Below are 25,364 nucleotides of genomic sequence, written 5' to 3' on the forward strand. Positions count from 1 at the left end.
CGTGATCTCCAACGCGCGACTGGAGGAGCTGTCGGCCAAGCAGGCGATCGCCGACCTGCTGCTGACCTACTGCCGCGGCATCGACCGGTGCGACGCCGCGCTCGTCAAGGAGGCGTTCTGGCCGGACGCCTACGACAACCACGGCGCGGACGCCGGCCCGGCGTGGGAGTTCGCCGACCGGATCGTCGCGGCGAAGCTCGCCACGACCGAGTGGACCACGCACGCGGTCACCAACCACCTCGTCGAGGTCGACGGCGACCGCGCGTTCTCCGAGGCGATCGTGCTGACCTTCCAGAAGCAGACCGGCAGCGACCAGGTCAACGTGTTCTGCGGCCGGTACGTCGACCGCGTCGAGCGGCGCGACGGGACCTGGCGCATCGCCTACCGCCAGATGATCCACGACTGGAGCGGCTCGACCGTGCTCGAACCGTGGGCGCTGTCCGGTGTGGCCAGTGGCGCCTTCGTCCAGGGCGGCCGGCGTGACGGCGACTTCGTCACCGGCGCCGGCCGCGACGCTCTGATGCACGACTGACCCATCGGCGCGGGGAAGGGGCGGAACGGCCGTGGCCGTTCCGCCCCTTCCCCGCGCTCAGGACGCCAGCGCCTCCGCCATCTCCGGCGACACGCCGTAGGACTTGATCTCGACGTAGGCGTCGAAGCCCTCCAGACCGGCCTCACGCCCGATCCCGCTGCACTTGAACCCGCCGATGGGCGCGTGGAACCCGACGACGTTGCCGTTCAGTTCGACCGTCCCGGTGCGGATCCGGCGGGCGAACGCCAGGGCGTGCTCGGGGTCGGCGGTGAACACCGAGCCGTTGAGCCCGTAGGTGGAGTTGTTCGCGATGGCGGCGGCCTCGTCCTCGCTGTCGAAGGACAGCACGGACAGCACCGGGCCGAAGATCTCCTCCTGCGCGATGCGCATGTCCGGGGCGACGTCGGTGAAGATGGTCGGTTCGACGAACCAGCCGCGCTCCAGTCCCGCCGGGCGGCCACCGCCGACCAGCACCTTGGCGCCCTCGCCGCGGCCGATCTCGAAGTATCTCTCCACAGTGGCCCGCTGCCGCGCGCTCACCAGGGGGCCGACCTGGGTGACCGGATCGGCGGGGTCCCCGATCGGCATCTCCGCGACCATCGCGGTCAGCCGCTCCAGCAGCTCCCGCTCCCGGGTGCGCGAGACCACGATCCGGGTCTTGTTGCTGCACGCCTGGCCGGTGTTGCGCAACGACAGCGCCCGGATCTGCTGCACGGCCAGGTCGAGGTCGGCGTCGTCGAGGATGACCGCGGCGGACTTGCCGCCCAGCTCCAGCGTCACCCGCCGCAGGTCCTGCCCGCACAGGGCCGCGATCCGCCGCCCCGCGGCCGTGGAGCCGGTGAAGGACACCTTGTCCACGCCGGGGTGGGTGACGAGGTACTCGCTCACGTCGCGGTGCGCGGGCACGATGTTGACCACCCCGTCCGGCAGCCCGGCCGACTGCAGCATCTCCGCGAACAGGTAGGAGTCCAGCGGCGCCTCCGGCGACGGCTTCAGCACGACCGTGCACCCGGACAGCAGCGCGGGCCCCAGCTTCAGCATCGTCACCAGCAGCGGCGCGTTCCACGGGATCACCGCTCCCACCACGCCGACCGGTTCGCGCGTCACCAGCGCGTTGCCGGTGGCCGAGCGCCGCACCGTGGTCCACTCGTACCGCGGCGCCAGCTCGAGGAAGCTGTCCAGCAGCAGCCGCGCGCCGGCGGACTGCATGGTCCGGGAGAGGCTGATAGGGCAGCCCATCTCGTCGCTGACCAGCGCGGCCACGGTGTCCTGGTGCTCGGCCAGCGCGGCGCTGACCCGCCGGAGCACGTCACTGCGCTCCGCCAGGCTCATGCCGGGCCACGGGCCGCGGTCGAACGCCTCCCGCGCCGCGGCCACCGCGCGGTCCACATCGGACCGCGACCCCGCGGGCACGCGCGCCACGACCTCTTCGGTGAACGGGGAGATCACCTCGATCTTCTCATCGGTCGCCGGATCCACCCACCGGCCGCCGATGAACAGCTTCGCGTAGTTTTCTTGCCAGACCATGTCGTTCTCCTTTGAACGGTGGGGAGTGGGTTCAGCCGTGCCGCGCCACGGCTTCGGCGAGCTCGATGACGCCTTCGGCCGTCTTCACGTGGGCGAGGTCGATGTGCTGGCCTTCGAAGTCCACCGCCGCGCTGCCTCCGGCCTCGGCCTTGCGGAACGCGTCGATCATGCGCCGGTAGAACTCCACCTTCTCCGGCGACGGCGTGAAGACCTCGTTGGCCACCGCGACGTGGGAGGGGTGGATGCAGACCATCCCGCGGTAGCCCAGCCCGCGGTTGTCCTCGCAGAAGCGGCGGAACCCGTCGAGGTCCCGGATGTCCTGCCACACGCCGGCGAGCGGGTGGTGCAGGCCGGCCGCGCGGGCGGCGAGGACGATGCGGCTGCGCAGGTACAGGGTCTCCAGCCCGGCGGGGGTGAACTCGAACCCGAGCTCGCGCCCGACGTCGGCGTTGGGACCGGTCGCGCCGAGCAGGCTGGCCACCCGCGGGCTGGCGGTGGCGATCTCCTCGCAGTGAGCCATCGACACCGCGGTCTCGTAGCTCACGATCAGCCCGACCGAGCCCGGCGCGAGCCCTTCCCGCTCCTCCAGGTGCGACACCACGGCGTCGATCCGCACGATCTCCTGCGCGTCGAACACCTTCGGCAGGAACAGCCCGGCCAGCCCCGGCCGCACCACGGCCTCCAGGTCGGCTCCGAGCAGGCCGCTGACGGAGCTGTTGGGCCGGACCCACAGGTCGGCCCGGGCGGCGTCGGCCAGCCGGTCCAGTGTCTCCACGACCGTCTTGCGGGCGTCCGCCTTGTCCCCGGCCGGCACCGAGTCCTCGAGGTCGAGGATCACCGCGTCGGTACCCGACGCGAGCGCCTTGTCGGCCCAGGTGGGCTTGTGCCCGGGGACGAACAGCAGGGAACGGTAGGGCTTCATCGGGTGTCCTCCTTGACGGGACGGGAGAAGTCGGGCTTGCGGCGCTCGCGGTGGGACGCGAGGCCTTCGCGCACCTCGGGTCCGCCGAAGCCGTAGAACTCCAGCGCGAGCGAGGAGTCGAAGATGGCCCCGGCGATCTGCCGGTACCACGCGTTGAGGGACTGCTTGGTCCAGCGGATCGCGGTGGGCGCCCCGGCGGCCAGCTCGCGGGCGATCTCCCGGGCCGTGGGCAGGAGCTCGGACTCCTCGTCGACGCAGAGCGAGACCAGGCCGATGCGCTCGGCTTCCTGGCCGGTGAGGGGCCGGCAGGTCATGAGGTAGTACTTGGCCTTGGCCATGCCGCACAGCAGCGGCCAGCACACGGCGGCGTGGTCACCGGCGGCGACGCCGAGGCGGGTGTGGCCGTCGACGATCTTCGCGCTCCGGGCGACCACCGACACGTCGGCCAGCACCCCGGCGACCAGCCCGGCTCCCACGGCGGGACCGTGGATGGCCGAGACCGTCGGCTTCGAGCAGTCGATGACGTTGTAGACCAGGTCCCGCGCCTCGCGCATGGTGCGCGTGCGGGTGTCGTAGTCGGTGGACAGCTTTTCGACCAGGTCGAACGAGCCGCCGGCCGAGAACGCCTTGCCCTCGCCGCGGAGCAGGACGGCGGCCACGTCGGGGTCGCGGTCGAACTCGCGCCAGATGTCGGCGAGGTCCGCGTGGGCGGCTTCGCTCACCGCGTTGAGGTTGGGCGCGTCGAGGACCAGCTCGATGACCCCGTGTTCGTCGGGGCCCTCCACCCGCAGGTGGGGGAAACGTGCGTAGCGGCTCATGTGCTTCCTTTCCTGTCGCGGCCGAGGAAGAGCCCCTCCCGGTCGTGGTCGCGCAGCTCGGCGACGTCCTCGGCGGTCACCGGCCGCAGCTCGCGGACGTCCTCGGCCACCTTCAGGTCCCAGCCGCAGCGAGCGCGCACGGCGGCGATCCGCTCGGCGAGCGGCTCCGGCCCGGGGGCGACGTGGGTGAGGACGAGGTCGCCGTCGCGCATGGTCAGCGTGCCGGCGTCGGTGACGACGGCGCGGACGCGGGCGCCGGGGCTGGTGACGTAGTCGCACTGCTCGATGAACCGGCGGGGACTCAGCGTGCCGACGACGAGGGTTTCGTCGGCGTTGGTGACGACGTCGTTCGCGCCGCCGGACCCGACGAGGTGGGGGCCGCCGGCGATCTTGGTGGTGTTGATGTTGCCGTGGCGGTCGATCTCAGCCGCGCCGACGCACGCGATCGAGCGGGTGCGCGGCCCGTTGACCAGGGTGCCCAGCACCTGCTCGGTGTCCAGCAGCATCGAGGCGGTCGGGAAGTTGGCGAAGCTGAAGATGAACGGGTCGCCGGGGGTGGGGGTGTAGTCCCACAGCCCGAGTTCGGCGGCCAGCGCGACCTCGTGACCGGCGGCTTTCGCCCGCGCCACACCGACCCACGCCGCGAGGTTGGCCAGCCCGGCCCCGGCCAGCACGGCGTCCGCGCCGGTGGCCGCGATGCGCTCGCCCAGCAGGTCGGCCAGCCAGACCGCCGCGCGCTCGGCGGGGGTCGGCGGTCCGCCGTGGCCGTCGCCGCGCGGTACCAGCGACGGCCCGCCGGCCGCGCGCACCAGTTCCGCCAGCCGGTCGCCGCCGAGTTTCGCCAGGTAGGACTCGTGATCGGCGGGTTCGAGGATCCACTCGCGGATCCAGTCGTCGAACCGCTCGGAGCGGGTGGCGGTGCGCACGTCGATCCAGAAGGGGACGTCCTCGGCGTAACCCCGCACCGGCAGCGCGGCCCCCGCCGGACCGGCGAACACGCCGCCCGGGTGGGCCCCGAACGGCGCCTCCACGACGGCGAGTACCCGGTGGGCGGGGATCCGCACCAGCGGCGACCAGGCACGCAGATCGTCGACCACCTTCTCCACGGTGGCGAGCACCCCGCGCCGGGCGGCGAACGCACCGATCGAGCCTTCGAACATCGGCGGGGCGATCGCCAGGTTGCCCCGCCGGTCGGCCACCGCGGCGTGCACCACCGCGATGTCGGGGGCCAGGGGCGCGACCAGGCCGAACCGGCCGAACCGGGTGTCCACTTCGTCGTAGGCGTCGTTGGCGGCCATGGACGAGCCGCGCACCGAACCGGTCACCACCGCGGGCACCCCGGTGGCGGCGGCCCGCAGCCGCTGGATGAAGCTCAGGAACGACCAGTTCTCCACCTGCACCGCGCCGCCGCCGTAGGCCTGCTGGAAGACCGGGTTGGGCGTGAACACGGGGAACGAGTCTCCCGAGTAGACGGTGACGACCCGCTCCAGGCAGCCCGCGCGGAAGAGCACGGCCCCGAGCGAAGACAGGCTCGCCATGATCAGGGTGAAGGCCGACGGCCTGCCCCAGTGCTGCCGCGCGATCTCCCGGACGAGGGCGCTCCACCGGGAGTGGCCCATCATCACGTGGATCGCGTCGCCCGGCCGGACGTGGCGGGCCACCGCCTCGTCCAGCCGGCAGAAGTCGGTCGCCAAGCCGGCACCCCCGTTCCTCGCCACGTTCGCCGCCTGACCATATAATATATTTTACCTTTCGACGAGTGCGCTGGGCCACACCACCGCTCACCCGGCCGCGTCGTCCCAGAACCCGCGCTCCTCGAGCAGCGCCACCGCGCGGTTCCCGCCACGCAGGAAGTGGTCCTCGGTGAGCTTGCGGGCCACGTCCCCCGCCCCCGCCCGCACCGCGTCGATGATCTCCCGGTGGTCGGCGTGCGCCGCGGCCGACCACTGGGCGTGCGATTCGTAGAACCCGTGCGGGATCGCGCTGCCCAGCACCTTCAGCTCCGAGACGAGCCGGCGCGAGCGCGAGGCCCGGTTGATCACCCGGTGGAACTCGAAGTTGAGCACGTCCAGCCGCTCGCTCGACACCTCCGTCTCCATCCGCGCGGCGATCTCGTCGAGCGCCTCCAGGCTGGCCGGTGACATCCGCGCCGCCGCCCGCTCGGCCGCCAGGCCGGAGATCACGCCGAGCATCCAGTACTGGTCGCGGACGTCCTCCCGGGACAGCCGGGCGACGAACGCACCGCGGCGTGGCACGACCTCGATGATCCCCTCGACCTCGAGCGCGATCAGCGCCTCCCGGACCGGGAGCTTGCTGATCCCGAGCCGCTCCGCCACCGCGTCCTGGTCGATCCGGACCCCTGGGCGCAGCACCCCGGCGAAGACCTGCCGCCGGATCTCCTGGGCGGCGGCTTCCTTGAGACTGGCCGGGAGAACCACCCGGCGCGACCCCGGGAAGACCGAGTTGTCCAGTGCCATGCCCGCCCTGCCTTCCGTCGACCACCGCGGATACCCATCTTAATATATTTTACTTCATTCTGTAGCTCTCGCGACGTGATAAAATATTTTCCATGACCACTCCCCCGGCCGTGAGCCCCGAGGACTTCCGCCCGATCCTGGAGCTGGTGCGCGACTTCGTCCGGACGAAGGTCGTGCCCCGTGAGCAGGAGATCGCCGACACCGATGCGATACCGGACGACCTGCGCAAACAAGTCGCGGAAATGGGCCTGTTCGGCTACGCCATCCCCCAGGAGTGGGGTGGCCTTGGCCTGGACCTCACCCAGGACGTCGAACTGGCCATGGAATTCGGCTACACGTCGCTGTCACTGCGGTCGATGTTCGGCACCAACAACGGCATCGCCGGGCAGGTGCTGGTGAACTTCGGCACCGCCGGGCAGAAGGCGGAGTGGCTGGAGCGCATCGCGTCCGGCGAGGTGGTGGCCTCCTTCGCCCTGACCGAGCCGGGCGCCGGGTCCAACCCGGCCGGCCTGCGCACCCGGGCCGTCCGCGACGGGGACGACTGGGTGATCGACGGGCAGAAACGCTTCATCACCAACGCGCCGATCGCCGACCTGTTCGTCGTGTTCGCCCGCACCCGGCCGGCCGGCGAGACCGGGCCCGGCATCGCCGTGTTCCTCGTGCCGGCCGGCACGCCGGGGGTCGAGGTCGGTGTCAAGGACCGCAAGATGGGCCAGGAGGGTGCCTGGACGGCGGACGTGGTGTTCTCCGGCGTCCGGGTGCCCGGCTCGGCCCTCGTGGGCGGGGACGAGGCGGCCGGCTACCGCGCGGCGATGACCTCGCTGGCGCGGGGACGCGTGCACATCGCCGCGCTGGCCGTCGGCACCGCCCAGCGCGCCCTCGACGAATCCGTCGCCTACGCCGCCTCGGCCACCCAGGGCGGCACCCCGATCGGCGAGTTCCAGCTGGTCCAGGCGATGCTCGCGGACCAGCAGACTGGCGTGATGGCCGGCCGCGCCCTGGTGCGGGACACCGCGCGGCGTTACGTCTCCGGCGAGGACCGCCGCATCGGCCCCTCCGCCGCGAAGCTGTACTGCACCGAGATGGCGGGCAAGGTGGCCGACCTGGCGGTGCAGATCCACGGCGGCACCGGGTACATGCGCGAGGTGCCGGTCGAGCGGATCTACCGCGACGTGCGCCTGCTCCGCCTCTACGAAGGCACCAGCGAGATCCAGCGCCTCATCATCGGCGGCGCCCTCATCCGGAACGAAAGGACGGGACGATGAAGCTCAACGAGGACGAGGAGCAGATGGTCGCGCTCGTCTCGGAGTTCGTCGACGAGCGGGTGCGCCCGCGGGTGCGCGAGTTCGAGGAGGACGACATCTACCCCGGCGAGTTCATCGACGAGATGAAGAAGCTGGGGTTCTTCGGGCTCCTGGCCCCCGCCGAGTACGGCGGCGTGGACGTCAGCACCGCGTGTTTCGCGCGCGTGACCGAGGAGCTGGCCCGCGGCTGGATGAGCCTGGCCGGCGCCATCGGCGGGCACTCCGTCATCACCTACCTGATCAAGACGTTCGGCACGCCCGAGCAGCGCGAGAAGTACCTGCCCAAGATGGCCGAGGGGACCATCCGCGCGACGATGGCGCTCACCGAACCCGGCGGGGGCAGCGACCTGCAGGCGATGCGCACCCACGCCGTTCCCGTCGACGGCGGGTGGTCGATCACCGGGTCCAAGACGTGGATCTCCAACGCCGCCCACTCCGGCCTGATCGGCCTGCTGTGCATCACCGATCGTGAGGCGGAGCCGGCCCACCGCGGGATGAGCGTGCTGCTGGTCGAGCCGGGCGACGGCCTGACCATCTCGAAGAAGCTGCCCAAGCTGGGCTACCGCGGCGTGGAGGCGTGCGAGCTGGTGTTCGACGGCCGAACGGTGCCGGCGGAGGCGGTCCTGGGCGGCACCCCGCACCAGGGCTGGGCGCAGATGATGCGCGGCCTGGAGGTCGGCCGCATCCAGGTCGCGGCGCGCGCCCTCGGCGTGGGACAGGCGGCGCTCGACGCCGCCGTGCGCTACGCCCAGGAGCGGGAGTCCTTCGGCAAGCCGATCTGGAAGCACCAGTCCGTGGGCAACCTGCTCGCCGACATGGCCACCCGTATGCGCGCGGCCCGGCTGCTGACCCTCGACGCCGCGGAGCGGCTCGACGCGGGCGAGCGGGCCGACATGGAGGCCGGCATGGCGAAGCTGTTCGCCTCGGAAACGGCCATGCAGGTCGCGCTCGACGCCATCCGCGTGCACGGCGGGTACGGCTATTCCAAGGAATACGACGTCGAACGCTACTTCCGCGACGCCCCGCTGATGATCGTCGGCGAAGGCACCAACGAGATCCAGCGCAACGTCATCGCCGCCCAGCTCATCGCCCGCAACCGGATCTGAGGGAGAGACATGTCCTTGCTGACCGACCGGACGGCCGTCGTCACCGGCGCCGCCCAGGGCATCGGGTTCGCCATCGCCGAGCTGTTCGCCACCCACGGGGCCCGCGTGGTGATCGGCGATCTCGACGGCGACGCGGCCGTCCTCGCCGCCAAGCGCCTCGGCGGCCCGGACGTCGCGCGTGGCATCCGTTGCGACGTGACCGTGGCCGACGACGTGGACGCGTTGCTGGCGGCCGCGGAGTCGGCGTTCGCGCCCGTCGACGTCATGGTCAACAACGCCGGCATCACCCGCGACGCGACGATGCGGACCATGACCGAGGAGCAGTTCGACCAGGTGATCAGCGTGCACCTCAAGGGCAGCTGGAACGGCACCCGCAAGGCCGCCGCGATCATGCGGGAACGCAAGCGCGGCGCGATCGTCAACATCTCGTCCCTGTCCGGCAAGGTGGGGATGGCCGGCCAGACCAACTACTCGGCGGCCAAGGCCGGGATCGTCGGCCTGACCAAGGCCGCGGCCAAGGAGCTCGCCCACCACGGGGTCCGCGTCAACGCGATCCAGCCGGGCCTGATCCGCACCGCGATGACCGAGGCCATGCCTCCGAAGGTGTGGGACCAGAAGATGGCCGAGATCCCGATGGGGCGTGCCGGCGAGGTGTCCGAAGTGGCCTCCGTCGCCCTGTTCCTCGCCAGTGACCTGTCGTCCTACATGACCGGCACCGTGCTGGAAGTGACCGGCGGACGGTTCATGTGATGCGCGTGTTCGCCGGGATCGGCGAGGTCAAGGCCGCGCTCGGCGAGGAGCTCGGCCCCAGCGAGCCGCTGGAGATCGGCCAGGACCGGATCGGCGCGTTCGCCGGCGCCACCGGCGACCACCAGTGGATCCACGTCGATCCCGAGCGTGCCGCGAACGGCCCCTTCGGCACCACCATCGCGCACGGGTTCCTCACGCTGTCGCTGCTCCCGTGGTTCGGGCAGCGGCTGTTCCGGCTGGACTTCGGCACCACGCGGATCAACTACGGCCTGAACAAGGTCCGGTTCCCCGCGCCGGTGCCCGTGGGATCGCGCCTGACCGCGACGGCGACGTTCACCGACGTCCGCGAGGGCCCGGCCGGTGCCACCCTCACGGTGCAGTACGCCGTCACCGCCGACGGCGCGGCCAAACCGGCGTGCGTGGCCGAAATGCTCCTGCTGGTCGCCTGAACACGGGAACGGGCCGGGACGCGCGAGGTGTCCCGGCCCGTTCTGCCGCGCCGTCAGTCGTGCCGGATGACACCCCGGATGTTCTTGCCCTCGTGCATGTCCCGGTAGCCCTGGGTCACCTCGTCGAGGGTGTAGGTCCGGGTCACCAGCTCGTCCAGCTTGAGCGCGCCGTCCCGGTACAGCTGCAGCTGGCGCCGGATGTCCCAGGTCGGGTTCGAGTGGCCGAACAGCGTGCCCTGCAGGCGTTTCTGCGACAGGGCGAGATCGCCGAGCGCCACCTGCGCGCCGACCTCGGCCAGCGGGGCCATCGCGGTCACCACGCAGGTGCCGTCCTTGCGGATCGCGGCGAGCCCCTGCCCCACGTGTTCGGCGGTGAGCACGCCCACGGTGAGGATGGCCGAGTCGGCGCCCTGCCCGTTGGTGAACTGGCGGGCCAGCTCGGCCGCCTCGTCCATCGTCTCCACCGCGTGGGTGGCGCCGAAGGTCGGTGCGTTCTCCCGCTTGAAGGGGACCGGGTCCACGGCGATGATCGTCGTCGCGCCCGCGTGCGCCGCGCCCTGCAGGGCGTTGACGCCGATGCCGCCGGCGCCCATCACGATCACCGTGTCGCCCGGCTGCACCGCGGCGGCGTTGACCGCCGACCCCCATCCCGTTCCGACGCCGCAGCCGACCAGGCAGGCCTTGTCGAGCGGGATGTCGTCGTCGATCTTGACCACCGAGTCCAGTGACACCGTGGTCGTGGAGACGAACGTGGAGATGCCGCACATCTGCCCCACCGGCGTGCCGTCCGCGGTCTTCAGCCGGTAGGTGCCGTCCGTCCAGCGCGGGCCGGCGAGGATTCCCGCCCCCAGGTCGCACAGGGCCTGCCGCCCCGAGGCGCAGAACCGGCAGTGCCCGCACACCGGCACCGCGAGGAAGACGACGTGGTCGCCCTCCTTGATCCCCTTGCGGTTCGGGTGCGCCTTGGTCACCACACCAGCGCCCTCGTGGCCGCCGGCGAACGGGTACGTGCCGACGGGGATGTCCCCCGTCGCGATGTGGTCGTCGGAGTGGCAAAGCCCGGACGCCACCACCTTCACCTGGACCTCGTCCGGCTGCGGATCGTCCAGCTCGAGGTCGACGACCTCGTACTCGCCCGGCGCCTCGCGCACGATCGCCCCACGGGTCAGCACAGTCTGGTCTCCTTCGCTCGTCGTTCAGGCGGCGACGAGCGTCGCCGCCAGGCCTTGCCCGCCGCCGATGCACATCGTCGCCAGGCCGCGGCGGCCGCCGCGGCGGCGCAGCTCGTGCAGCAGCGTGGTGACCATGCGCATGCCGGTCGCGCCGATCGGGTGGCCGAGCGAGATGCCCGAGCCGTTGACGTTGAGCCGGTCGTGGTCGTGCCAGCCCCAGCCCTCCAGGACGGCCAGCACCTGCACCGCGAACGCCTCGTTGAGCTCCACCAGGTCCACACCGTCGAGCAGGGCCGCGGTGCCGGTGCCGGTGCGCGCCGCCAGCTTGGCGACCGCGGGGACGGGCCCGATGCCCATCCGGGCGGGATCGCAGCCGGCCGCGGCCCACGCGTCCAGGTATCCCAGTGGTTCCAGGCCGAGCGCCTCCAGCCGGTCCTCGGCGACGACCAGGCACGCGGCGGCTGCGTCGTTCTGCTGGCTGGCGTTGCCCGCGGTGACGGTGCCGCCGGGCGTCACCGGCCGGAGCCGGGCCAGCGACTCCGGCGTGGCGTCGGGACGCACGCCCTCGTCGCTGGTGACCAGCAGCGGGTCGCCCTTGCGCCGCGGCACCTCGACCGGCACCACCTCCGCGTCGAACCGGCCGTCCTTCCACGCGGCCGCGGCACGCTGATGGCTGCGCGCGGCGTAGGCGTCGGCCCGGTCCCGGTCGATGCCGTAGTCCGCGGCCAGGTTCTCCGCCGTCTCGATCATCCCGGAGATCCGGCCGAACCTCGCCTCCGGCTGCGACCGCTCCCGGCCCCGGTCGAGGCGGTCGTAGAGCTGCACCGTGCCCGCCCGGGCACCCCACCGGGTCGCGGTCGAGTAGTACTCGATCCGGCTCATCGACTCGACACCGCCGGCGAGGACCACGTCCGCCGCGCCGGTCTGGACCATCATCGACGCCGTCACCAGCGCCTGCAGTCCCCCGCCGCAGCGGCGGTCGAGCTGCATGCCGGGCACGCCGATCGGCAGCCCGGCGTGCAGGGCCACCCAGCGGCCCACGCACGGCACCTCGGAGTTGGCGTAGGACTGGGCGAAGACCACGTCGTCGATCCGCTCCGGATCGACGCCCGAGGTGGCGACGACCTCGCGGACCACGGCGGCCGCGAGGTCTTCGACGGGCAGGTCGCGCAGCGCTCCGCCGAACGAGCCGACGGGGGTGCGCAGGGGGCTGACGATCGCGGCGCGTCGCACGGGTTCTCCTCGATGGTGTCCGATGGGGGTGGTGGCGGGTCAGATCTCGAAGACCGCCTTGCCGCCGGTCTGCTTGTCGAACTCCCGGTAGGCCCGCTCGGCGTCGGCGAGCTGCCACCGGTCGGTGAATAGCTTGTCCACCTCGACGCCGTGCCGGGCGACGAACCGCGCGCAGTCCGCCTGCCCGGCGATGGAGAAGGTGTAGGAGCCGAGAATGGTCAGCTGCTTGCGGATGACCTCGGGGCTGACGTTCAGCGTCACCTCACCGCCTTCCCCGACGAACGCGACCCGGCCCCACCGCGCGGCGGCGCGGACCGCGGCGGCGCGGGCCGCCGGGGCGCCGGAGCAGTCCAGTGCGCGGGTCACCCCCTTGCCGCCGGTGAGTTCGCGGATGGCCTCGACGGGGTCGCTCCCGCTGGAGTCGATGGCGTGGGCCGCGCCGAACTCCGTCGCCTTGGCCACCCGCTCCGCGGCGATGTCCACCGCGATCACCTCGGCCCCCATCGCGGCGGCCAGCTGGACCGCGGACTGCCCGACCGGGCCCTGGCCGAAGACCGCGATGGTGTCCCGCGCGGTGAGGTCCAGCCGGACCAGTGCGCCGAAGGCGGTGCCGGTCCCGCAGGAGATGGCGGCGCCGGCGGTGAAGCTCAGTTCGTCCGGGAGCGGGACGAGCGTGCGCGCCGGGACCTTCAGGTAGTCGGCGTGGCCACCGTGCGCGGTCGCGCCGAAGATCGCCGCACCCCGCTCGCACATCTGCGTCCAGCCGGTGCGGCACAGGTCGCAGAAACCGCACCCGTCGTAGTGGAAGACCATGACCCGGTCGCCTTCGCGGAAGCGCGTGACGTCCGGGCCGGCCGCCGCGACGACCCCGCACGGCTCGTGGCCGGCGATGATCCGGGCCCCGTCGCCGGAGAGCCCGAACGCCGCGAGCGCCTCGCCCGCGGGCGCGCGGTAGAACTTGAGGTCGCTGCCGCACATCCCGGAGGCCTTCATCTCCAGGACGACCTCCCCGGGCTCGGGGACCGGGTCGTCGAACGAGGCGATCTCCAGCTCGCGTTCACCGTTGAACACCACTCCGCGCATCTTCAGTCCTTCCGGGTCGCCACGCGTTCGACGAGGGCGACCTTGACGTGGTCCGGTCGTTTCAGTGAGCCCTCGGGCACCAGCTCGACGAGGCACTTGACGTTCAGCGCCGAGCGGAGGCGGGCTTCCAGGTCCGCGCGCAGCTCCTCCTGACGCGCCGGCGGCAGGTCCGCGGCGTGCTCGACCACCAGCGGCAGCGGCCGCTGCGTGGTGTGCCCGGGGAAGTCCGCGCGGATGCGCATCTCGCCCGTCGCCGCCGGGACGAACCGCTGCACCAGGTCCTTGACGGCCGAGGGGAACACGTTGATGCCGCGCACGATCAGCATGTCGTCGGTGCGCCCGACGCAGCGCACTTTGTAGCCGGTGCGGCCGCACGAGCAGCCGGTCCCGGTGACGACCACGTGGTCGCGGGTGCGGAAGCGCAGCAACGGCGAGGCCCGCCGCCGCAGCGCGGTGTAGACCAGCTCGCCGGTGGCCCCTTCGACGGGTTCGACGCGCTGTCCGGTGCCGGGGTCGATCAGCTCGGCGATCATCAGGTCCGGGGACAGGAAGTGCATCCCGTCGCCGGCCTCGCACTCGCCCCAGTAGGTGCAGGCGATGTCGGTGCCGCCGAGCATCTCGCGCACGGTGGCGCCCCAGAGGCGTTCCAGGTTGCCGCGCACGCTCGGCAGCCCGCCGCCGGGTTCACCGCCGACGCTGATCGTGCGGACGCCGAGTTCGGTGGCCGGGCGGCCGACGACGCCGGGTGCCTGCTCGGCGAGGTGGGCCAGGAAGTAGGGCGTGCCGATGATCCCGGACGGGCGCTGGTCGGCCTGCACGCGCAGCAGCCGCTCGGCGCCGGCCTCCGCCCCGATCGGGATGTCGACGACACCCATGTACTGCAGGATCTGCACGATCGGCAGGCCCCCGACGAACCCCTTGCTCATCCCGAAGGCGTGCAGGACCCGGTCGCCGGGCCGGAACCCGTTGGCGTACAGGGCGCGTGCCCCCAGTTCGCACCACGTGCCCACGTCGCTCGCGGTCAGCCCGACGTAGGACGGGCTGCCCGTGGTGCCCGAGGACGCCTGGATCTGCACGATCTCCGCGGGGGGCGCGGCCACGTGCCGGCCCAGCGGGGGTGCGGCCGCCAGGCTGTCGCGCAGCTCCTGCTTCTCGGTGAAGGGCAGGCTCTGGAGATCGTCGACGGTGGCGATGCCGCCCGGATCGACACCGTGTTCGGCGAACTTGGCCCGGTAGAACTCGCTGTGCGCAGCCAGGTAGGCGATCTGCTCGCGGAGCCGCTCGTCCTGCACGCGCCGCGCCTGCTCCGCGGGGAGCGTCTCGGCCGCGCTCCAGTGCTCGCCGGAGTGCGGCTGGCGGGGGAAGGTGTGCACTGCGCCGGTCCTGGTCAGCGCTTGGCCGGGAGCATGGTGGTCACGACGGTGGCCGGCTGGTCACCGCGGTTGCTCCAGGAGTGCTTGTTGCCCCGGTTGATGATCGTGTCACCGGGCCGCAACAGCGTCTCGCCGGTTTCGAACACCGCGTACAGCTCACCCGACACCACGGTGACCACGTCGACCGTCTCGGTGGCGTGCATACCCATGACCTCCGCGTCGCCGGCGTTCGCGTCCTCACCGTGCAACGCGTCGATGGAAGCGCTGTAGGTTTCCGGGTCGATCTCGCTGTCCGGCGGGAACGTGGCTAGCCGCACCAGACCGTTCGCCGGCGGGTCCAGCTCCACCTCCCCGGTCAGCGTGTCCCCGTCGTCCACATGGGACGGCAGGCGGTCCACCCGCCACACGTCGTTCACGGTGAACCCGGGCAGTGCCACGCGGGTGGCGGTGTCCTCGTCCACCAGGATGGCCGACCGGCCGTTCTCGTCGACCCCGGTCACGACCCGGCGCGCCCGCACGTTCGTGTGTTCACCAGCCATCGCCCACTCCTTTGTGTCGCTGTCTCAAATTAAATATATTATGTCCTGTGAGCGCATGTCAACGTCGCCCGCGGACCGGCATGCCCGCGCCCGTCGAAGTCGGTGAACTGCGGCGAGGGCCGCTCAGGCCGGGTCGAACTCGATCGTCGCCGGGTCGACCACCGCTCCCCCGCCATCGGCGACGAGCACGTGCCCGGTCACGATCGAGGCGTCCGGTGAAGCGAGGAACGCGCACACCGACGCGATCTCCGCCGGCTCGGCGACCCGGCGCAGCGGAACGTGCGCGGCGACGCGCTCGTAGGCCTGCTCCAGGGTGATCCCCTCGCGCTGGGCGAGGTAGGTCATCGCTCCCTCACCGAGCGGGGTGCGCACCCAGCCGGGGCACACCCCGTTCACGCGCACGCCCTTCGGCCCGTATTCGCGGGCCAGCCACCGCACCAGCCCGATCACCCCGGCCTTGGCCGCGCTGTAGCCGGCGGTGCCGGGCGGGCCGGACAACAGCCCCGCCGTGGAGGCGATCATCACCAGCGATCCGTGGCGCCGCACCAGGTGCGGCATGACCTCGCCGGCCAGGAAGAAGCCGCCGTGCAGGTTCACGTCGAACGCCGAGAACCACGCCGGGTCGCCCTTCGGGCTCGCCCCGCCGGAGATCGCGGCACCCTGCGCGGCCACGACCGCGTCGAGCCCGCCCAGTTCCGCGACGGCCTGCTGCACCACCTCCCGCACGGCGTCGCGCTGGGTGCCGTCGGCGGGCAGTGCGAGGCCGCCGATCTCGTCGGCCACCTCCTTGAGCCGGTCGGCGTTGATGTCGGTGAGGGCGACCTTGGCGCCGTCCGCGGCGAAGCGGCGGGCCGTCGCCGAACCCACGCCCCCGGCGGCTCCGCTCACCAGGACCAGTTCCGGTTTCCTGCTCATGAGGGCGTCTTTTCTCCGTCCAGTTCGGATTCGATGTGGGCGAACGCCTCGCGCAACCGGTACTTGAGGATCTTGCCGGAGGCGTTGCGGGGCAGCTCGTCGGAGATGAGGAAGTACTTGGGGACCTTGTAGCCGGCCAGCCGTTCCCGGCAGAAGGCGCGCAGCGCGTCCGGTTGCGGCAGCTGCCCGGCCTCGGGCACCACGATCGCGCACCCGACCTCGCCGTAGCGCGAGTCCGGGACCGCGACGACCGCCGTCTCCAGCACCTGCGGGTGGGCCGCCAGGACCTTCTCCACCTCGGCCGGGTAGATGTTCTCCCCGCCGCTGCGGATCATGTCCTTGGCACGGCCGGCCAGGTGCAGGAAACCGTCGGCGTTGACGTACCCGAGGTCGCCCGTGCGGCACCACCCGTCGTGGAAGGTGGCGCGGGTGGCGTCCGGGCGGTTCCAGTACCCCTGGCTCACCGCCGGGGACCGCACCTCGATCTCGCCGACCTCGCCCGCCGCGGCCTCCTGGCCCTCCGGCGTGACGACCCGCGCCTGCGCGAGCGGCAGCGGGCGGCCGATGCTCTTCGGCTGGGCGAGGAAGTCCCGGTCCTCCAGCGTGGTGGCGATGGCGCCGCCCTCGGTGAGCCCGTAGACCTGGGTGAGCTTGACCTGGGGCAGCCGGCGCTTGACCTCCTCGGCGACCGAGGGCATGACCATGTCGCCACCGAGGATGAACCGGCGCAGCGACGGCGGCAGCTCCCGCTCCAGGTCGTCCCGGTGCAGCAGCTCGTTGAGCATGAACGGGAACAGCAGGCAGTCGGTCACCCGCTCCGCCCGCAGCACCGCCAGCAGCCGGTCGACGGTGAAGTTCCCGGAGGGCAGGAAGACCGCCGTGCCGTGCATCAGCAGCGCCGGTGCGACGAACGCCTCGAACCCGCCGGCGTGGTAGAGCGGCCCCGGCACGAGCGAGACCGTCTCCTCGCTGAACTGCCACCGCAGCGCCTGGGCCGTCGCGATGGCCACGGTGTTGCCGTGTGTCCACACCGCACCCTTCGGGCTCCCGGTCGTGCCCGACGTGTAGAGCAGGCTCATCGGATCGTGCCCGGTCACCTCGGGCAGCTCGTCCGGGGTGAGTGGCTCCGCCTCGCGGAACACCTCGAACGGCCGCGCCCAGTCCGGCACCGGGTCGTCCGAGTCGGGCAGCACCACGTACGTGCCCACGCCCGCCTGGTCGCGCACCGGGGCGAGCCGGCCGGTCAGGCTGCTGTGGACGACGACCACGGAGGTCCCGGAATCCGCCAGGACGAACGCCAGTTCCGCCGGGGCGAGCCGGAAGTTCAGCCGGACGGTGATCACGCCCAGGCGCGCGGCGGCCAGGATCAACGGCGGGTACTCCGCGTCGTTGAACAGCAGCAGAGCGAGCCGGTCGCCCTGGCGCAGGCCCAGTTCCCGCAGCGCCCGCGCGTACCGCAGCGTCTTGGCGTGCAGTTCGCCGTAGGTGATCCGGTCCCGGCCGTCGAAGCTGAACGCGATCCGGTCCGCGCCCGCCGACGGTACCCGGGCGGCCACCGAGTCCAGGATCCAGCTGAAGTTCATCCCGCACTCCCCGTTCCACCGGAGGGGCCGAGCAGGATCTGCTTGAGCTCGGTGAACTCGCAGATCCCCTCCGGCCCGGCCTCGCGCCCCCAGCCCGACCCCTTCATCCCCCCGAACGGGGCGGTGAGCGCCGGGCCGAACGCGTTGACCGCGACCGAACCGGCCCGGATCCGGCGGGCGTAGGCGACGCCCTTGTCACGATCCGCCGTGTAGACGCTCGCGGCAAGGCCGTAGCTGGTGTCGTTCGCCAGGCGCAGGCCGTCCTCGTCGTCGCGGTAGGTGAGCACCGCCGTCACCGGCCCGAACACCTCGTTGCGGGCCAGGTCGGAGTCCCGCGCCACGTCGGTCACGAGCGTCGGCTCTAAGTACCACCCGGCGTCGAACCCGGCGGGCCGCCGGCCACCCGCCACCACCCGCGCGCCGTCGGCGACGGCCCGCGCCACGAACCCCTCGGCACGTTCGACCACCGAGGGCGCCGCCACCGGGCCGATCTGCGTGCGCGGGTCCAGCGGGTCCCCGATGCGCAGCCCCTCCCACGCCTGCCGCAGCAGCTCGACGACCTCGTCGTGGCGCCGCTCCGGCACGAGGATCCGGGACAGCGCGGCGCAGATCTGGCCGGCGCCGCTGGTCGCGCCGGGCACCAGCGTCTTCAGCACGACGGTGAGGTCGGCGTCGTCGAGGATCAGCGCCGGGGACTTCCCGCCCAGCTCCAGGTGCGTGCGGGCGAACCGGTGGCGCGTGGACTCGATGATCTGCTGGGCGGCGGCCCGGCCGCCGGTGAGCGACACCATGTCCACGTGCGGGTTCGCGCTCAGCTCACGGCCGATCTCCACGTCACCGCAGAGGATGCTCAGCGCGCCGGCCGGGAAGCCGGCGACGGCCGCGCACTCGGCGATGATCCGCATGATCAGCTGCGACTCGACCGCCGCCTTCACCACCACCGGGCAGCCCGCGAGCAGCGCGGGCAGCGCCTTGCTCGCCATCGTCACCAGCGGCCCGTTGTAGGCCATGATGGCGGCCACCACGCCCGCCGGCTCGCGCCGGACCACGACGTCGCCGAGCGCCGATCCGCGGACCGTGTCGCGCAGGACGTCCCCGGCGCTGTCCAGCAGGGTCCGCCACGCCCCCACCGCGGCGAAGCGGTGCAGGGTGCGGCTGTAGCGGACTGGCATCCCGGACTCGACCGCCCAGACCGTGCCCATGTCGTCGAGCCGCGCCTCCATGGCCGCGCAGAACCGGGCGCAGATCTCGGCCCGGCCGGCCACGGGCATCTCGGCCCACGACGCCAGCCCGTCGGTGCGCGCGGCCTCGACCGCGGCCTGCGCGTGCTTGACCGAGGGCAGGCCGACGGTCGCGACCGGCCGCCCGGTGCTCGGCGAGACGACCCGGTACTCGCCGTCGGCAGGCACCCACTCCCCCGCCACGAACACCTCGTCGGCGTGCGGGACGGTCACCCCGGCGACGTCCATCACGCACCCGCCGCCGGGAAGAACGGGCTCACCGGGCGCAGGAACATCGAGCCGAACGGCGGCCGCATGAACTCCGGGAGCACCATCTCACCGGAGATCAGCTGCCGCTTGACCGACTCCCGCATGGGGTCCAGCGGGCCGGTGGTCTCGTAGATCGCCAGGTGGCTGACCTCGGGCGTCACCACCCCGGGCAGCGGTTTGACGTCGGAGAGCACGAACCGCTGGGCGCGCACGAAACCGGGCGCGGACAGGACCTGCGGGATGTGCTCCTCGTCGTACCACTTGTCGTAGGTGGCGGCATCCTCCGGCCGGTGGCTGAACACCAGCCACAGGTGCCGGTCGTCGAGGCTGTCCAGTGCCGCGAAGCGCTCCGAGTGGTGCGGTTCGCTGACCGGGCGCAGGAACAGCGCCGTGAACGGCTGGACCATGAAGTCCGGCAGCACCATCTCCCCCGACATCAGCATCCGCTTCACCTCCTCGCGGAAGCGCGCCGGGCTGCCGTCGAGTTCGTACAGGGCGGCGTGCCCGAAGTCGACCGGATCGGTGCCGGGCAGCGGTTTGGTATCCGCGACCACGAACCGCTGGGCGCCGACCATCCCCGGCGAGTCCATCACCTGCGGGATGTGCTCCTCGTCGTACCACTTGTCGAAGGTGGCGCGCTCGCCGGTGAACGTGGAGAAGGCGAAGAACAGGTTCCGGTCGCCGAAAGCAGGGACAGTTGCAGTCATCGTCGATCCTCGTCGTCGTTGGGGTGCACCGGGTTTCAGCGCCGGGCGCGCAGTTCCGCGGTGGCCTGCTCGTCGATGCGCAGGCCCTCCGGGTCGTGGTGGGGGTCGCCGATCACCACGACGCCGTAGTCGCGTGCCGCGCCTTCCACGCTGACGTAGGCGTTGCGCACGTCGGCGAGCACGCGTTCCGGGTCGCGGGCGAGCGGGTCGCCCCACCCGCCACCGCCGTTGGTCAGGCAGCGCAGGACCGTGCCGGGTTCGGTCCGCCACACCGGCCGGCTGGCGAAGTAGTGGTAGACGCCCTCCGGGTCCGGCGCCTTGCTGTCCGGATCGAGCACCCCGGCGACCGGGATGCTCCCGGCGTACACCTCGGCGGAGGTGCCGAGCAGCTCCCGTGCGTCCTCCCGCGGCGGGAAGAACCACATGGCGCCGTTCGGTCCGGCCTTGCCGCCGTTCGCACCCACCCCGCTGGGCACCTTCGTCCGGAACGGCGACAGGTAGTGGCTCGCCGCGGACAGCCACAACGTGTCCTTCAGGTTGGCGGCGCCGCCGCGGAACTCACCGGCCCCGCCGGTGTCGATCGCGTGTTCCTTGCGGAGCATGACCAACGGCGCGTCGTGCTCGATGGTCTCGGTGGCCGGGTCGAGGTTGTTCAGGAAGAACAGGACGGTGTAGCTGTCGCCGTCGCCTTCCTTCGTCGCGCCCCACGGCCCGTGCTCGCCGCCGCACTGGGTGGCGCTCGTCCACGGGGTTCCACCGGCCGTCACCCCGGAGGCGTTGTGGGTGTTGGTCGAGCCGTAGTCGCCGGCCACGCCCTTCTCGCCGAGCACCGGGTTGAGCGCGTCGAAGATCGCCGACACCACGGCGCCGGATGCCTCCCAGAACATCATGATCCCGCCGTCCGGGGGCAGGGACGACACCAGCGTGCCGGGTGGCGTGGCGAGGTCGATGGTGCGCCAGGTGCCCGACGTGAACGGCACCTCGGGGTCCAGCAGCATGGTCAGCGCCACGCCGACGGCGGTCTTGGCGTCCAGGACCCCGCAGTTGATGCAGGTGCGCGCCTGCGGCGAGGTGCCGGACAGGTCCACCTCGATGTGCTGCCCGCGCTTGCGCAGGGTCACCCGCACCGTGTAGTCGACGGTGTCGTCCAGGCCGTCGGCGTCGATCAGCGCCGAGCCGGTGTAGTCGCCGTCGGGCACGAGCGCGATCGCGTCGCGCATCCGCTCGGCCGAGGTGTCACAGGCGTAGGTCAGGGTGCCCAGGTAGGCGTCCAGCCCGTACCGCTCGATGTTCTCCAGCACCAGCTGTTCGCCGAGCTTGAGCTGCTGGTGGATGCTCTTGAAGTCGGGCAGCAGCATGCCGCCCCAGCGGGTGTTGTCGAAGATCAGGCTGAACGTCGAGCGCACCGGCTGGTCCCGCGACCACAGCAGCACGGGCGGGATGACGAGCCCGTTTTCGTACACATTAGACTTGGTGGCGGAGAACCCGCCGGGCACGGTGCCGCCCATGTCGAGCTGGTGGGCGCGCATGTTCACGAACGAGACGATCTTCCCGCCGGCGAACACCGGACGGATGAAGCAGACGTCGTTGACGTGGGTGCCCCCGCGGTAGGGGTCATTGCAGATCAGCACGTCGCCCGGGGACAGGTTCTCCGGGCCGAACTCCTCGACGGCGTTGCGCACGGCGTCGCCCAGCGTGCCGAGGAACACCACCAGGCTGTTGCTCACCACGGCCATCGGGTAACCGCGCTCCGGCGGGCCGCTGATGGTGCAGGCGAAGTCGTACCAGTCGCGGATGATCGGCGAGAACGCCTCCCGCATGAAGCCGGTGGACATGTGCTCGACCGCGTACCGCAGGCGGTTGAGGATCACCGCCGAGGTGAAGCGGTCACTGCCGTAGGCGGCGGTGAACTCGTCGTCGGAGATTTCGCGCAGGCGCGCGGGCTCGGTCATGGGACTCACTTCTTCCGGATGATCAGTTCGCCGTACCGGCCCACGGTGGCCCGCTGCCCCGCGCCCACGTGCGTCGTGGACAGTCCCTCGTGGACGACCGCCGGACCGTCGAACACGTCGCCGGCGCGCAACGCCGCGCGGTCGTACACCGCGGCCTCCTGCGCGCCCTCGCCGTCGGCATCGAGGTCGCCGAGGTAGCGCAGCACGGTCGTGCGGGCCGGCGCGAGCGGTTCGGCGTCGCGCCCGGGGATCTCCGGGTAGGTCACCTTCGGGGTGTCCAGCACCGCCCGCACGCGGAAGGTCACTCCCTCGACCGGCAGCATCTCGAACCGGTTGCCCGACCGGGCCTCGTAGGTGTCGTGGAACGAGGAGATCATGGTGCCGATCGCGGCACCGTCGATGGTGCCCGCCGGCACCGGGACGAACGGCGTATCCCAGCTCTGGCCGACCAGGTGGGCGTCCATGCTGCGGTGGAAGGTCACCCGGGTCCCGGGGTCGAGGCGTTCGGCCAGCTGCGCCTCCATCTCGGTGAAGAGGGCATCGATCCGCGGCGCCGCCTCCGGGGTCAGCACCAGGTAGGCGCTCCGGTTGGCGGTGAAGACCTGGTCGGCGGAGAGCAGGCCGAGAGCCGAGAACAGGCCCGGGTTGGGCGGCACGATCACCTGCTTGCAATGCACCGTGTCGAGCACTGCGGGCAGCAGCATCGGGCCGGCCGCCCCGTAGGCGACGAGGCTGTAGTCGCGCGGGTCGACGCCGTTCTTGATGGCGATGTTGAACACGCCTTCGGCCATGTTGTTCACGGCCATCTCATAGGCGTAGCGCACCCGCTGCGCGAGCGTGAACTCCGAGTCCAGCGCCTCGAACGCCTGCCGGGACAGCGCGGGGTCCAGCGTCATCTCGCCGCCGGCGAACCCGTGCGGGTCGATGATGCCGATCATCAGGCAGGTGTCGGTGGTGGTCGGCAGGGTGCCGCCGCGGCCGTAGCACGCCGGGCCGGGCGCGGCTCCCGCGCTGTCCGGGCCCACCCGGATCTCACCGGCCGGTCCGATCGCGACGATGCTGCCGCCGCCGGCGCCGATGCTGGAGATGTCGTTGGCCAGCGCGTTGACGACGAGGTCGTGTTCGAGCTCGAAGGTGGTGTTGACGAACGGTTCCCCGCCCGTCACGACGCTGATGTCGCAGGAGGTGCCGCCGACGTCCGCGCAGAGCAGGTCCTTCTCCCCGATCAGCTCGCCGAAGTGCGCACACGCGACGGTGCCCGCAGCCGGCCCGGAGAAGACGATGCGGAAGGGGTGCTCCATCGCCCGTCCGGAGGGGACGAGGGTGGCCGCGCAGTCGGCGAAGTTGAGCTGCCCGGTGAAGCCGAGCTCGGCGAGCCCCTTCTCCAGCCGGGCCGTGTAGTCCGAGTAGATGATCTTCATGAAGGTGTCGATCACCGTCGTGGACGCCCGCGCGTACTCCTTGGCCAGCGGGGAGACGTCACTGGAGATCGAGCACGGGACATCACCCAGGACCTCGCGCACGAGCTCGCGCAGGCGCACCTCGTGCGCCGGGTTGACGTAGGCGTTGATCAGGCAGATCGCCACGCCCGTGACGCCGCAGCGCCGCAGCACGTCCAGCTCGGCGCGCGCCTGGGCTTCGTCCAGTTCGAACAGCACGCCGCCGTCGGCGGTGATGCGCTCGCGGATGCCCCGGCGCAGGTACCGCTGGACCAGCGGGCGCGCGGCGTCGCCGAAGCTGCGGCGCCAGCGCGGGTCCAGGATGGCCGCCGCCGGGCGCCACACCCGTCCCATGTCGAGGATGTCCCGGTGCCCCTCGGTGGTGAGGAACCCGATCTTGGGCAGGCGCCGGGTGATCACGGCGTTCAAGCCGTGCGTGCTGGCGTGATTGAACACCGTGGCGCCCTCGACGCCGAGCGTTGCGGCGCCGGCCAGGACGGGACCGGAGACGTCGGTGTAGTCGGTGGACACCTTCGCGGTCCGGATCCGCCCGTCCTGCAGGGCTACCACGTCGGTGAACGTGCCGCCCACATCCACTGCGATCATCGGTCGGCTCCTTCGTTACAGCGAATCGGACAGCAGCTGGATCGGGCCGAGGCGTGACCACGGCTCGCGTTCGACCGAATACAGACAGCTCTGGCACTTGACGACCTGGAACCAGCCGCCCTCGGACACCACGGGGTAGCGCCGCAGCTCCTCGGCGCCGCACCGGGGACAGGGGCCGTCGACCGGGATCCGCTCGAGAACCGGGTTCTGTTGAATTTTGTTCATATCCGCACAACTCCACTGGTGTGCTCGGTGGTGACCGCGCGTTCTCGCGCTCGTTGGAGAACGTAGGACCGGGGTGATGCGGACCACCATCCCCTGCGCGAAGGCGGGCATCCGCTTTCCGAAGGCGCCGACGGCTTCGAATAATATGATATATTTAAGGCAGCACGACGGAGTGCGAGGAGGCAAACCATGCCCGACAGCCAGGACGGCCAGGCTCCCCTCACCTTCCACACGGACGACCTCGACATCGCGCGCGAGCAGGTGAGCCGGACCTTCGCCAGTCACGACGTCCACGTGGCGAACAGCCGGGACCTGAACTTCCGGCTCGAGCTCGCGCCGTCACCGCGCCTGACCATCGGGCGGATGTCCTACGGCGCCGACACCACGATCCTCGGGCCCCCGATGCGGCTCTGCTACCACGTCAACCTACCGGTGACGGGCCGGAGCACGGTCGAGCAGAACGGTGTTCGCCGGAGCTTCGTCGCCGGCGAGGCCGGCGTGGCGTTCGTCCCGCAGGCGCCGGTGCTGGTGCAGTGGAGCGCCGATTCCTGGCAGTACCACGTCAAGCTGCCCAAGGACCTCCTGGAGGCGCACGCCGCCAAGCTCACCGGGCACACGGCGGGCGGCGAGATCCGCTTCGACCTCACCTTCGGGCTCGGTTCCGGTCCCGGCCAGGCCCTCGTCGCCACCGCGGGCTTCCTGTACGCCGAACTCACCCGCCCGGGTGGGATCGGGACGATCCCGGCGGCGTGCCACGAGCTGGAGTCCGCCCTCATGACCCAGCTGCTGATGACGCTGCCCAGCCAGATCAGCCCGGCCCTGCACAGCAAGCCCGCGCACACCCGGCTGTCGAAGATCCGCGAGGTCGTGGACTACATCGACAACCATCCCGGGGACGAGATCACCACGGCCGACCTCGCCGCGATGGCCGGGGTCAGCGCCCGCGCCCTGCAGGCCGGGTTCCAGGAGGTGGTCGGCATGTCGCCCACCGCGTATCTGCGCGGCGTCCGCCTGGACCGGGTGCACCTGGAGCTGCTCGGCGGCGCTCAAGGCACGGTCACCGAGATCGCGGCGCGGTGGGGCTTCTTCCACCCCGGCCGCTTCGCCCGCCAGTACCGGGAGCGCTTCGGGCAACTGCCCTCCGACACCGCCCGGCGATGAC

23 protein-coding genes are annotated in these 25,364 nt (G+C 71.7%); 6 read left to right on the forward strand and 17 right to left on the reverse strand.

The genetic code is table 11. The features are described 5' to 3' along the window. The first annotated feature begins 1 nt into the window (after position 1). Positions 2-532 (forward strand): nuclear transport factor 2 family protein, encoded by a 531-nt coding sequence (locus tag FHX46_RS16255; protein WP_167115410.1) that lies wholly within the window; start codon positions 2-4, stop codon positions 530-532. Between the two features lie 57 nt (positions 533-589). On the opposite strand, the gene FHX46_RS16260 is transcribed toward FHX46_RS16255, so the two are convergent. From FHX46_RS16260 to FHX46_RS16280, 5 genes are all read right to left on the reverse strand, one after another. Then, complete coding sequence (locus FHX46_RS16260) at positions 590-2,059, reverse strand: aldehyde dehydrogenase (RefSeq protein ID WP_167115414.1); 1,470 nt, start codon at positions 2,057-2,059, stop codon at positions 590-592. A gap of 31 nt (positions 2,060-2,090) precedes the next feature. Then, a complete protein-coding gene (locus tag FHX46_RS16265; RefSeq protein ID WP_167115417.1) occupies positions 2,091-2,981 on the reverse strand; it encodes an HpcH/HpaI aldolase/citrate lyase family protein in 891 nt (296 codons plus the stop codon). Beyond that, on the reverse strand, positions 2,978-3,799 hold the full coding sequence (locus FHX46_RS16270) for an enoyl-CoA hydratase/isomerase family protein (RefSeq protein WP_167115420.1): 822 nt from the start codon (positions 3,797-3,799) through the stop codon (positions 2,978-2,980). Before FHX46_RS16270 ends, FHX46_RS16265 begins: the two co-directional genes overlap by 4 nt. After that, positions 3,796-5,493, reverse strand: coding sequence for a CoA-transferase (locus tag FHX46_RS16275; protein WP_167115423.1), 1,698 nt, complete (start codon positions 5,491-5,493; stop codon positions 3,796-3,798). The genes FHX46_RS16270 and FHX46_RS16275 overlap by 4 nt, the downstream gene beginning before the upstream one ends. An 87-nt stretch (positions 5,494-5,580) precedes the next feature. Continuing rightward, complete coding sequence (locus FHX46_RS16280) at positions 5,581-6,276, reverse strand: GntR family transcriptional regulator (RefSeq protein WP_167115425.1); 696 nt, start codon at positions 6,274-6,276, stop codon at positions 5,581-5,583. Positions 6,277-6,368: 92 nt separating this feature from the next. Here FHX46_RS16280 and FHX46_RS16285 point away from each other — a divergent pair, with 92 nt between their 5' ends. Genes FHX46_RS16285 through FHX46_RS16300 form a run of 4 tightly spaced genes read left to right on the forward strand, consistent with a single transcriptional unit; the run spans position 6,369 to position 9,885 of the window. Beyond that, complete coding sequence (locus FHX46_RS16285; RefSeq protein WP_167115428.1) at positions 6,369-7,541, forward strand: acyl-CoA dehydrogenase family protein; 1,173 nt, start codon at positions 6,369-6,371, stop codon at positions 7,539-7,541. Then, a complete protein-coding gene (locus FHX46_RS16290) occupies positions 7,538-8,686 on the forward strand; it encodes an acyl-CoA dehydrogenase family protein (RefSeq protein ID WP_167115431.1) in 1,149 nt (382 codons plus the stop codon). Before FHX46_RS16285 ends, FHX46_RS16290 begins: the two co-directional genes overlap by 4 nt. A gap of 9 nt (positions 8,687-8,695) precedes the next feature. Further along, positions 8,696-9,436: a 3-oxoacyl-ACP reductase FabG gene (fabG, locus tag FHX46_RS16295; RefSeq protein WP_167115434.1), complete on the forward strand. Its 741-nt coding sequence runs from the start codon at positions 8,696-8,698 to the stop codon at positions 9,434-9,436. Next, complete coding sequence (locus tag FHX46_RS16300; protein ID WP_167115437.1) at positions 9,436-9,885, forward strand: MaoC family dehydratase; 450 nt, start codon at positions 9,436-9,438, stop codon at positions 9,883-9,885. The genes fabG and FHX46_RS16300 overlap by 1 nt, the downstream gene beginning before the upstream one ends. 53 nt (positions 9,886-9,938) lie before the next feature. Here FHX46_RS16300 and FHX46_RS16305 read toward each other — a convergent pair whose 3' ends face one another. The 12 genes from FHX46_RS16305 to FHX46_RS16360 form a co-directional block, all read right to left on the reverse strand. Then, on the reverse strand, positions 9,939-11,057 hold the full coding sequence (locus FHX46_RS16305; RefSeq protein ID WP_167115439.1) for an NDMA-dependent alcohol dehydrogenase: 1,119 nt from the start codon (positions 11,055-11,057) through the stop codon (positions 9,939-9,941). 24 nt (positions 11,058-11,081) lie between these two features. Then, on the reverse strand, positions 11,082-12,290 hold the full coding sequence (locus tag FHX46_RS16310; protein ID WP_167115442.1) for an acetyl-CoA C-acetyltransferase: 1,209 nt from the start codon (positions 12,288-12,290) through the stop codon (positions 11,082-11,084). Between the two features lie 39 nt (positions 12,291-12,329). Next, a complete protein-coding gene (locus FHX46_RS16315) occupies positions 12,330-13,373 on the reverse strand; it encodes a zinc-dependent alcohol dehydrogenase family protein (protein WP_167115444.1) in 1,044 nt (347 codons plus the stop codon). 2 nt (positions 13,374-13,375) lie between these two features. Next, positions 13,376-14,746: a phenylacetate--CoA ligase family protein gene (locus tag FHX46_RS29035; protein WP_167115447.1), complete on the reverse strand. Its 1,371-nt coding sequence runs from the start codon at positions 14,744-14,746 to the stop codon at positions 13,376-13,378. Between the two features lie 14 nt (positions 14,747-14,760). Then, on the reverse strand, positions 14,761-15,285 hold the full coding sequence (locus tag FHX46_RS16325) for a cupin domain-containing protein (protein ID WP_167115450.1): 525 nt from the start codon (positions 15,283-15,285) through the stop codon (positions 14,761-14,763). A gap of 123 nt (positions 15,286-15,408) precedes the next feature. Continuing rightward, positions 15,409-16,200, reverse strand: a complete 792-nt coding sequence (locus tag FHX46_RS16330; RefSeq protein WP_167115453.1) for an SDR family NAD(P)-dependent oxidoreductase — start codon at positions 16,198-16,200, stop codon at positions 15,409-15,411. After that, positions 16,197-17,783 carry a class I adenylate-forming enzyme family protein gene (locus FHX46_RS16335; protein ID WP_167115456.1) on the reverse strand — a complete coding sequence of 529 codons (1,587 nt, stop codon included), beginning with the start codon at positions 17,781-17,783 and terminating at the stop codon, positions 16,197-16,199. The genes FHX46_RS16330 and FHX46_RS16335 overlap by 4 nt, the downstream gene beginning before the upstream one ends. Further along, entirely contained in the window at positions 17,780-19,252 is a 1,473-nt protein-coding gene (locus FHX46_RS16340; protein ID WP_167115459.1) for an aldehyde dehydrogenase family protein, read from the reverse strand. The genes FHX46_RS16335 and FHX46_RS16340 overlap by 4 nt, the downstream gene beginning before the upstream one ends. Further along, complete coding sequence (locus FHX46_RS16345) at positions 19,252-19,980, reverse strand: hypothetical protein (RefSeq protein WP_167115461.1); 729 nt, start codon at positions 19,978-19,980, stop codon at positions 19,252-19,254. Before FHX46_RS16345 ends, FHX46_RS16340 begins: the two co-directional genes overlap by 1 nt. Positions 19,981-20,015: 35 nt before the next feature. After that, positions 20,016-21,932 (reverse strand): hydantoinase B/oxoprolinase family protein, encoded by a 1,917-nt coding sequence (locus FHX46_RS16350; RefSeq protein ID WP_167115465.1) that lies wholly within the window; start codon positions 21,930-21,932, stop codon positions 20,016-20,018. A gap of 5 nt (positions 21,933-21,937) precedes the next feature. After that, entirely contained in the window at positions 21,938-23,977 is a 2,040-nt protein-coding gene (locus tag FHX46_RS16355) for a hydantoinase/oxoprolinase family protein (protein WP_167115467.1), read from the reverse strand. A 15-nt stretch (positions 23,978-23,992) separates the two neighbouring features. Further along, the gene (locus FHX46_RS16360; protein WP_167115470.1) at positions 23,993-24,202 is read right to left on the reverse strand and encodes a hypothetical protein; all 210 of its coding nucleotides are present in this window, start codon (positions 24,200-24,202) and stop codon (positions 23,993-23,995) included. 189 nt (positions 24,203-24,391) lie between these two features. Here FHX46_RS16360 and FHX46_RS16365 point away from each other — a divergent pair, with 189 nt between their 5' ends. Beyond that, a complete protein-coding gene (locus FHX46_RS16365) occupies positions 24,392-25,363 on the forward strand; it encodes an AraC family transcriptional regulator (RefSeq protein ID WP_167115473.1) in 972 nt (323 codons plus the stop codon). Position 25,364 lies beyond the last annotated feature (1 nt).

It is taken from the genome of Amycolatopsis viridis, from assembly GCF_011758765.1.
In the GTDB taxonomy this organism is placed as follows: domain Bacteria; phylum Actinomycetota; class Actinomycetes; order Mycobacteriales; family Pseudonocardiaceae; genus Amycolatopsis_E; species Amycolatopsis_E viridis.